Consider the following 9,872-nt stretch of genomic DNA (forward strand, 5'->3'; position numbering starts at 1 on the left):
CAAGCGGGATGTTAGCCAGCTTAAAAACAGAGTCTAGAAAACCTTGTAGCGCTCTCAATGGCATAGAGAAAATGCGTTTCACCATCAGTGCGGTAGTAATGGCTAAGTCGCTGAATCGGCGAGGTCTACCACGCTTGCCTTGTTTGTTTTGTTTCCACTCAGCTATCGTTTCCTCATCAATCCAAAAGGTCAGAGAACCACGGTTGATTAAGGCTTTGTTGTACTGCTTCCAGTTAGTTGTTTTGTAACGAGGTTTAGACATGAGACTACGACGATTGATGGGTGTAGCCGATCAGATCGTAGCTTCTAGATTTAGTTCCATCGATTTAAGCAACAAAGCCCTCTCTATGAGTCAATACGTACACCTTAAATAAGCAGGCCCGCATCAATCACGTACAAAGCGAAAACAGGAAAAAATAGCCGCTAACACATAAAATTAAAGAAAAATATTTGTGATCACTTTCAAATTAATAGAAAGACCATTCAAACTATCTGGTGAATTATAATTTCGACAAGAAAACCAGGTTCATATGTATCCACGTGACATGCGTCAAGTTATTATCAAACTTATATTCAACCAATTAATTATAAACCCTCATACTTGCGTATTAGAAACGTCTTAGAGTTAATCATCCGTGTCACTTTCGATAATTAAATTAATTTCTCGCACAGTGGATTAATTGAATTATGAGTTATATCTTATATAACAACTTTGGTTGTTAAGTGTATTTCCAAATTTAAATAACCTTAAGAAAAAAGCCTTAGTTCAGAATTCACACACAATATAAATGGAGTTTCTCAATGATGCTTTCAAATTTTGTTAAGGCATTCATCCGTGATGAACGTGGTGTAACTGCAATTGAATATGCAATCATCGGCGTCGCTATCTCAGCAATTCTGATGGCCGTATTTGCTAATAATGGCACGTTAGGTGGTGCATTAGATGGTGCGATGACATTTATTTCCGATCAGATCACCAGCGCTCAAGATGGGCCTGCTGGCGGTTAAGGACACGATCACCCAGCACTGCGTAAACGTATGTTTTTCGTAGAGACACTACTAGTTGCCGGTTCGACAGCAGTATTAATATCTGATATTTGCACAAGAAGAATAAGTAACCAATTAAGCGTTGCATTGCTAATTTTTTGCTTACTTCTAAGTTATACAAATGAAAACATCTCTCTTCATTTTGTACAGGGTGCAATGGTATTTGCAGTCGGACTGGCACTTTTCAGCTTGGGTGCTATAGGTGCTGGAGATATAAAAATACTGTGTTGTTATTCCTTAATCATAGATCAGAAATATTGGCCACTTTCTTTAATCACCATTGTTTTTTTAGGCGGTATTACAGCACTTGGCATATTTATCATAATGAAAATTTCGGATAACGATAAAAACAATGGTGTGCCCTACGGAATACCCATTGTCGTAACAAGCCTTTTTTTTGTACATCTAAGTACATTTAATTAGATATATCGTTTAAATGAAATACCACATTAAGCAGACAAATGAGCCAGCGACTATTTTTCTTCATTGCAGTATTAACGATCATTATTGGTCTGCTCGGGTTAACCGGTGTATTCACGTTCAATCAAACGTCGATTGAAGACACGTCGATTCCTACCTTTCAGGTCGCCAAATTGCAAAAGCCAATGAAAAAAGGTGAACCCTTAAAAAGAACCAATATTCGGTATTTTCATGTCCGAGAGCAAGAGGCTATGCAAAACGGTATTACGCACGATACGACTCTACAAATCGTGCCAGGAACAATAGCCGCAAAGGATCTTTCTAACACAGATTTCCTTTCTCAACGTGATTTCATTACCCCTAACGACAAAGGATACATAGAAGCGGCTATTCAAAAGGGCATGACGCCATACTCTTTTCGCTTAAAAAGTCGCGATTTTCTCGGCTCCGGAGTCGCAGTTGGTGATTACATCGATGTACTCGTCCTCACATCTGACGAACAAAACATTGGAGAGACTGGTCGCGGCAGTGCCATTCAATCTTTTCGCACCCTATCTGTTTCGCCGCTACTTCATCGAGTCAAAATCCTCGCGATTGAAGAGGAGGACGACTCTCGCGACATGAGCCTCCCTATCACCATAGAGTTGGCGCGTGAACAAATTGGGAAGATGGTCATCGCACGGCGCATTGGTGTTATTGAAGTTATCAAATCACTAGATCAGTCAGAAAAAGACACCGGTTTGAACGCAGATACGCACGATGTACTGCCTAACTTCAAATCTGTCACTGAAATTCGTGGTCAGAACAAGGCTTTTAACTAGAGAGCATGGAATGAAAACTTTTCAGAATCATCACATTATTTTCATTTTGCTGCTGACTACTTGCTCTCTCCCTGTCTTTGCGGCCAGTATTTTGAATCTAGGAACGGGCGATGCACGATCCATGCACTTCGATGCCACCATTGGCACCATTTTCATTGCTGACCCAGAGATTGCAGACTACCAAGTTATTGATAATAACCGCTTGGTTGTTTTTGGGCGCAACATTGGCACCACCACACTGATCGTGTTCAGTGAAAATAGCCAAACACTTACAGAAAAAAAGGTGGTGGTGAATAAAAGCCTGATCAGCGTAGAGCAATTAATTTCATCTCAATACCCCAACGCCGACGTATCAGTCCTCAATCTTGGAGACCGTGTTGTGCTTGCGGGAACCGTCCCCACTCAAAAAGAAAAAGATGAAATATATGCCATTGCCGGGGAACTGCTGAGCAAAGACCAAAAGGAAAAGACCACCACACTTGTCTCTCTTAATACCAACACGCCAGATAAAACTATCGGCTTTCTCGCGCATAAAACCTATGAGGGCTTGGTCAATAATTTGGAAGTCACGGTCACCAAGCAAGTGAATGTAAAACTCACCATTGCAGAAGTGAACAGCTCCCTCGTCAACGAACTTGGTATTCAATGGGGAACCGTGTTTGAAAACAGCTTTAACAATGGACAGTTTTTTCGTGCCATTACGGGGCTGAACGGGAGCGCAACCAACATCGCGACTTACCTTTCGGCCATCAATGATGACCGCATCGGACAGGTACTTTCGGAGCCAAACCTTTCGGTCATTTCCGGAGAGACTGCGAGCTTTCTGGTTGGTGGTGAAGTGCCCATCTCTTACTTGACGGATGACGGCTACGTTATCGAATACAAGACATTTGGCATCGGATTAGAGCTTGCCGCAGAAGTACAAAGGGACGACAAAATCATGCTGACCCTTTTTCCGTCCGTCAGCTCCGTTGATGAACAATTTGGTGACACCGCACTCGATGTTCCTGCTTTTCGCGTACGTCGAGCGCAAACCACGATTGAACTGGGTGATGGTGACAGCTTTGTATTAGCAGGTCTTCTCAGTACCGAAGATCAGGAGTCACTCTCTAAAATACCCTTTATTGCTGACGTCCCTATCCTCGGGGCCTTGTTCCGGCATTCTTCCACCATACGCTGGTTATCGTCGCAACGGTCTCTTTGGTTGCCCCGATCACTTCCGCCAATATTACGTTACCCAGCATTCAACGTACGTCCACTTTATCTCGCTTTTTTGGTCTTGATTTAGATGCTTCCCCTGAGATGGCGCAATGGCAGACAGAAATTTTGTCGACCGGAGGGTTTAAGAAATGACGACAACGAAAAGAACCCCAATTGCATTACTGCTTTCCACGCTGTGGTTGGTTGTGAAAACATCAACTATGCCACCGCGGTTCAGGGTGGCGATTTAACCGTTACCCCCATTACCTACACCTTCACGGTCACCATGAAGAACAAAACCTTGGGTGTCGCAAAGAAAGAGCTGTTCGCCTATTTGAAAGAGAACAAAGACAGCCTTCTTGTTTATGGTGCTGACATCTCCTGGTCAGGAAAAAAAGGACAGCTACTTGCCCAAGAAGCATCGAAATGGTTGCTCAGTGCAGGCTCCCCCAGCGAACTTGTAATTGAAGGCGACAATGCCTTACTGACAGGCAGCGCGGTTTCAATAACAACGACCGTACATCAAGTTCAAACCCGCCTCTGTAACTTGCGGGTTATTGGTCACTATCACTCAGGGGATGATGGATGTTACTCAGAAAACCTACGTTGGCATGCCATGGTTCACCCTGAAAGGAAGCTGGCAGGGCAAGCCAAAACCACCCTTTTGACGCCCAAAAACCCATAAGAGCTACGCCATGATTTTCGATGAACTACTGAAAAAAGAACCCAGCCATGACGTCACCAACTTAGGCAATCAGACAGGTATCAAGGTGGTGCAGTTTTATCAAACCGACTTACACAAGTCATTGGTCGAAGAAACGTTTCGCTTTATTGGCGAGACCGCGCCTACCGCTGAAAAATACACATTCAGCGACGTGGCGAGGCGCGTAGAAGCACTCAATGCACAAGTTGCCATCATTGAATTGGTTGATTGTGATGAGACATTGGAGGAATGCCGTCGGCTTTCTGAAAGACTACCTAACGCTCTGTCTGTGCTCATTCTAGGAAGCGTAGATTCCATTTCTGTGGTTCGCGAGCTCAAAACATTCGGTTTCTATTATCTTTTATGGCCCATCACAAAGGTGGAACTCGGAGAGTTTATTGAAGGCGTTTTTGCACAACATGAAGCAGCCAACTTTAAGCACCGTCGTCGGGCTAAACGGATAGGCGTTATCGGGTCGCGCGGTGGCATCGGTGTATCTTTGATCACCGCTGAACTGGGTTGGCAACTATCCAATGAAAAACAGGCCAGCTGTGTCGTCGTCGATAATAACTACTTATCCGGAAACCTCGATATCTTCCTCGGTGTAAAAAACCGCGAAAAACGAAAGTTAAACGCTGCGGAATCTGGCGGTCAACTGGATGAATCCGCTGCGAAGTCTTTGGTAACGAAAATCAATAACCGTCTGGAGTACCTTGCACTCGGGTTAAACACCGAAAATTCCGTTTATTTTCATAATGTTAACAACACCGTCGTGAGCAACCTCAGTCGTGATGCCAACTTCATCATCGATGATCTGTCAGCGTCGGTTAGTTTCGATCTCAGGCCCAGTGTGCTGATGAAACAGCTCGATGTTGCAGTGGTTGTCATGGATCCGACTATCTCGTGTCTTCGCGAAACAGCAGCGCTGCTCAATAGCATAAAAAAACACATTGAAGAAAATGAGCTTCGAAAAACGGTACGAGTGATGCTGGTTCTAAACAAGCACAGAGCGTCTCGGTTCCAAAGCGTCACAGAAGCAGAAATAACCAAGTACCTAAATGCCCCTATCGACATCGTACTGCCCTATGAAGTGACCGTGGAAGAAGCACTCGTCAGTGGCAATATGCTCAGCAGTGGGAAGACAAAACTAGGCAATCAATTACGCAGTCTTTGTTCGCTCATCGTAGGGGAAGCCACCACACCTCATCGCGTAAAAAACTTTCTCCCCTTCTTGCGTAAAAAGGGCTCGTAATTTATGCACCCATCTCGCGAGTTATACCTATCATTCAGAACCCGAATTTTTGACGCAATCGACGCCGAAGCGGTTTCATCGCTCAGCAAGGAAGAACTTAAAGGTCAGCTGTCTCAAGCCATCACGCTATTGATAGATCAGGACAAAGCCGCAGTATCCGTGTCTCTTCGAAATGAGTTCGTCAACATGCTGTATGACGAACTGCGAGGACTCGGCCCCATTCAAAGCTTGGTGGAGGACGATGCCATCTCCGACATCATGATCAATGGACCTAACAATGTATTTATCGAACGGCAGGGCTTAGTCGAAAAGTCGCCAATCACGTTTATGGATGAAATGCAGTTGATCAACGTCGCCAAGCGTATTGCTTCACGCGTTGGTCGACGGGTTGATGACTCGAACCCATTGTGTGATGCCCGACTGGAGGATGGCAGTCGCGTTAACATTGTACTGCCACCTATCGCCATTGATGGTGCATCAATTTCCATTCGTAAATTTAAAAAACAAAGTATTAATTTTGGCGATCTGATTGAGTTCGGGGCTGTCAGCCCAGAGGTGGCCAAACTGATGATCATCGCATCAAGGTGTCGACTAAACATTGTGATCTCTGGGGGCACAGGGTCGGGTAAAACCACCATGATGAACGCTCTCTCACAGTATATTTCTGAAAGCGAACGCATTGTGACGATAGAAGATGCTGCAGAGCTTAGGCTGCAACAGCCCCACGTGGTGCGACTGGAAACCCGAACGGCTGGCATTGAAGGCACGGGGGAAGTAAACCAACGGCAACTGGTTATCAACGCACTGCGTATGCGTCCTGACCGCATCATCATTGGTGAGTGCCGTGGCCCAGAAACTTTTGAAATGCTTCAGGCGATGAACACTGGGCACGATGGCTCAATGACCACCCTCCACGCGAACAGCCCAAGAGATGCCATCTCACGTATTGAAAGCATGGTCATGATGGCCACATCGTCACTGCCGCTAGATGCCATTCGTCGCACTGTTGTCAGTGCCGTCGACATCATTATTCAAATTAGCCGGCTCCATGATGGCAGCCGTAAGGTTATGAGTATTTGCGAAATCGTCGGAATGGAAGGTGAAGGCGTTGTTATGGAAGAAATTTTCCGCTTCGAGCACCAAGGATTTTCCAGTAAAGGGCGGATTCTTGGCCAGTTCATTACCTCCGGGTTGATGGATCGCTCCGCGTTGTTTGAGAAAGCACGCTACTTCGGCCTGGAAAACGAACTGAAGAGCATCTTCAGTGGGATAAGAACATGATCGAGAAGATATTTTTCATCGCGCTTATCGCTATCGGCTTGTACCTCATGAGAAGGCAAGCCGTGCTTAGCGAACGACGTGAAAGCATGCTGAGAGAAAACAATCCTCTGCCCGAAACAAAGCTCATCGAAAACCGTGCCGTAGACATGGAGGCCTTATCAAAAACAACACTCTCACAGCGCCTGTCGCGTACGCTTCGCAATACCTACTTTGATCTCGGTGACTACGCCATTATCAAAGTGCTGGGGTTCTACACGGTATCGACCTTCATCGGTGAATTCTTTTTTGTGACGTTATTAGGTTTCAGCTCGCAGGTCTCGCTGCTTCTGACTTTCCCTTTATTTACCTTCATAGGAACCCGCTATCTCGAATACCGCACACAAAAAGCGTTTGAAGATAACTTCCCTGACGCACTTAACATGATTGCAAGCGCTGTTTCGGCAGGAGAAAGCTTGCTTCATGCCATTCAATACGTGGGAAAATCGCTCGATAACATTGTTGGTCGGGAATTCAAATCCATGGGCGAACGACTGAACCTAGGTGAAACAACCGAATCGGTGTTTGCCCGTGCCTGCCAACGCTTCCCAACCCCCACATTTCAGTTTTTCGTCATCGCGATGCGGGTAAACGTCAATCGTGGTGGTCAATTACGCCGCGTGGTCACCAACCTTAACCGTGTACTTTTTGACGCGCGCAGCATAGAAATGAAGAAGAAGGCACTCACCGCCGAAGCCCGCCTCTCCTCTTACATCATCTGTGCGATTCCCTTTTTCTTTCTCTTTGTCGTGCTTCGTTTAATCGCGCCTGACAACTACGACTTCGTCATGCACGATCCTCGCGGTCGTTACCTGCTTTACTACACCCTAGCCAGCGAAGCCATTGGTATCGGCATCGTGACTGGGTTAATGAAGAGCGTGAAATGATGGGTGTATATACCTTCATGTTTATCATTTTGATCGCGTTAGGGACTGCGTTCTTATTGACGATCATCTTCGGAAACCTGAAGCGCAAAAACAACATTGAGCAAGCACTGAGAATCACACAGGAAGAACGGCCTTCACCTTTTGCAGAAATATCACGTGTGGTTTCTTCAATTTTTGCAGCTAGCAGCAATGACATTGAAGAAAAATTTATTGGCGCAGGCTTTTACAACACGACGATGGCGCCATACTTTTTCCTCATCAAATACACCTGTTTTTTTGTCGGTGAAGCCATTATTTTGCTGACTGGTGATTTACCCTTCACCGAAGCGTTACTGAGTAAAATTGTATGGCTCGCCGCCTTGGCACTTGTGGTGGTTATCGGCCCTGATCTCTACCTTGAAATGCGCCGCCGGGCGTTGGCAATCAAGATCACCCGAAAACTCCCCTACCTTCTGGATTTGATGGCCACCTGTGTTCAAACGGGCATGACTATCGAATCCACGCTGTTTTACCTCACGTCTGAAATGGCCTCTTTCGACCACCATCTCGCTTACATGCTAAGGCGGCTCAGCCACCGAGCAAAAACCGTCGGTCTTGATCAAGCACTGCAAGATCTTTATGAGCGAGTACCTGCACCTGAAATGCACAGCTTTGTCATGACGCTGAGCCAAAGCATGCAACACGGCACCTCGGTTTACGACATTTTAACCACACTGTCTAACGACATACGTAAAATCCAGCTCCTCGCATTGGAAGAAAAAGCTGGAAAGCTTTCATCAAAAATGTCGGTTCCCATGATCATTTTTATCATGCTGCCCGTTGTCGTACTCATCGTCGCCCCCGGAGTAATGAGGATGCTTGATAATCTATGAAACCATTATTTATTGCCGCGTGTATATTGGCACTCAGCGCTTGCTCCTCTTCTGGCGTCATTGAAGAATACGCGGGAGAAAAAGGGGATCGGCTTCTTATCCAAACAGGCAACTATGCCGCTCTGATTAAACGCTATAAGGAACAAGTAAATACCGAGCCCTCACCGGAACGACGCTTTAAGCTTGCCAATGCGATTTATCTTTCAGGCGATCCTGAATCCGCACAATTTCAGTTAGCCCTCATTCCACTGCATGCGCTTAAAGACGCCGATTTAGACATGCTACGGGCGAACGTTCTTTTCGATCTCGATAAGCTCAATGCCGCAGAGCAACACGTCAACGCGGCACTACGTATAAACGATGAGTATGCTGAAGCCTACAATTTAAAAGGCATGCTGCTCGCGCAACGTGGTGAATTAAAGCAAGCCAAATCCGCGTTTGAACACGCGAGGTTGAATGGTTTCGATGATGACGTGGTAAAAAACAACCTTGCGATGATTGCCATGCTCCAAGGTGATTTTGGCCTTGCGGCGGACATATTACTTCCGCTCGTCCGCAACGGCAGAGCAGACAGCACGGTGGAAGCCAACCTTCTGCTTGCCCTCGCAAAAGCTGGACGCTCACGGGCGTTTAGTCAACTTCTGGGCGGTCAAGGCAGTCAGGAATCACTGAAAAGTAAATACATCAGCCTGAACAATGTTGAGGCCAATAGCCACTTTTCGCAGACTCAGCCAGACACGTCAAATAACGCCAGTATTCAACGCCGTGCAAACGCCAAAATTGATGCTATTCTCTCTCGTGCCAATAGCGACATTGGCAAGACAATAAGCCCTCGCACCAACCCGCCAGATGTAAAAATTAACGCCGTCACGCGCCAAGAAACGCTAGAAACAAAATCGCCCACAGAGGCGGACAAAGGAATCACACGCACCCTTAACGAATCCCCGTCAAACACACGCAACAACGTTGAAAAAACAGAACGTGTTACGGATCCCTTGGTACTCGCACGCCAACGCGTGAAAGCCGCCAAAGAAGCCGAAGCCAAACAGCAAATCGCGTTGAAAGAAGCGAAAGAGGCCCGGAAAAAAGCGGTTAAAACGCCCAAGAAAAAGCGATCTCGCTATCTGATAACAGACATGCGCTATCAACCTACAGATGCAGCCAATGTGTATATTGCAACCTCTGACTTCACGTTAGGTCACGTGCGCACGGAGTATTTAGAGCACAAAAAAAAGTGGGTATTTGATATCAAAGGCGCAAAGGACTTTACCGGCTTTGTTGCTTAAATCGATGGAACTAAATCTAGAAGCTACGATCTGATCGGCTACACCCATCAATCGTCGTAGTCTCATG

At 46.0% G+C, this 9,872-nt stretch carries 11 protein-coding genes; 10 read left to right on the forward strand and 1 reads right to left on the reverse strand.

The features are described from left to right. A partial coding sequence (locus B5D35_RS21195; RefSeq protein WP_170915243.1) for a transposase occupies nucleotides 1-262 on the reverse strand: 262 nt, incomplete at its 3' end. Between the two features lie 539 nt (nucleotides 263-801). Here B5D35_RS21195 and B5D35_RS21200 point away from each other — a divergent pair. From B5D35_RS21200 to B5D35_RS21245, 10 genes are read left to right on the forward strand one after another with little or no spacing between them, the layout of a single operon-like run. Continuing rightward, entirely contained in the window at nucleotides 802-1,008 is a 207-nt protein-coding gene (locus B5D35_RS21200) for a Flp family type IVb pilin (RefSeq protein WP_078754474.1), read from the forward strand. 30 nt (nucleotides 1,009-1,038) lie between these two features. Then, a complete protein-coding gene (locus B5D35_RS21205) occupies nucleotides 1,039-1,470 on the forward strand; it encodes an A24 family peptidase (RefSeq protein WP_078754475.1) in 432 nt (143 codons plus the stop codon). 38 nt (nucleotides 1,471-1,508) lie between these two features. Then, nucleotides 1,509-2,288, forward strand: coding sequence for a Flp pilus assembly protein CpaB (gene cpaB, locus B5D35_RS21210; RefSeq protein WP_078754476.1), 780 nt, complete (start codon nucleotides 1,509-1,511; stop codon nucleotides 2,286-2,288). A 10-nt stretch (nucleotides 2,289-2,298) separates the two neighbouring features. Beyond that, the gene (locus B5D35_RS21215; protein WP_332870404.1) at nucleotides 2,299-3,576 is read left to right on the forward strand and encodes a type II and III secretion system protein family protein; all 1,278 of its coding nucleotides are present in this window, start codon (nucleotides 2,299-2,301) and stop codon (nucleotides 3,574-3,576) included. Further along, nucleotides 3,577-4,173: a hypothetical protein gene (locus tag B5D35_RS21220; RefSeq protein ID WP_170915242.1), complete on the forward strand. Its 597-nt coding sequence runs from the start codon at nucleotides 3,577-3,579 to the stop codon at nucleotides 4,171-4,173. It begins immediately after the preceding gene. A 10-nt stretch (nucleotides 4,174-4,183) separates the two neighbouring features. Further along, on the forward strand, nucleotides 4,184-5,443 hold the full coding sequence (locus B5D35_RS21225; RefSeq protein WP_078754478.1) for a CpaE/TadZ family protein: 1,260 nt from the start codon (nucleotides 4,184-4,186) through the stop codon (nucleotides 5,441-5,443). Nucleotides 5,444-5,446: 3 nt separating this feature from the next. Next, nucleotides 5,447-6,724 (forward strand): TadA family conjugal transfer-associated ATPase, encoded by a 1,278-nt coding sequence (locus B5D35_RS21230; protein ID WP_078754479.1) that lies wholly within the window; start codon nucleotides 5,447-5,449, stop codon nucleotides 6,722-6,724. Next, nucleotides 6,721-7,647, forward strand: coding sequence for a type II secretion system F family protein (locus tag B5D35_RS21235; protein ID WP_078754480.1), 927 nt, complete (start codon nucleotides 6,721-6,723; stop codon nucleotides 7,645-7,647). The genes B5D35_RS21230 and B5D35_RS21235 overlap by 4 nt, the downstream gene beginning before the upstream one ends. Next, a complete protein-coding gene (locus tag B5D35_RS21240; RefSeq protein ID WP_078754481.1) occupies nucleotides 7,644-8,519 on the forward strand; it encodes a type II secretion system F family protein in 876 nt (291 codons plus the stop codon). The genes B5D35_RS21235 and B5D35_RS21240 overlap by 4 nt, the downstream gene beginning before the upstream one ends. Further along, a complete protein-coding gene (locus tag B5D35_RS21245) occupies nucleotides 8,516-9,805 on the forward strand; it encodes a tetratricopeptide repeat protein (protein ID WP_078754482.1) in 1,290 nt (429 codons plus the stop codon). Before B5D35_RS21240 ends, B5D35_RS21245 begins: the two co-directional genes overlap by 4 nt. Nucleotides 9,806-9,872: the final 67 nt, after the last annotated feature.

Source organism: Enterovibrio nigricans DSM 22720, assembly GCF_900167155.1.
Taxonomy (GTDB): Bacteria; Pseudomonadota; Gammaproteobacteria; order Enterobacterales; family Vibrionaceae; genus Enterovibrio; species Enterovibrio nigricans.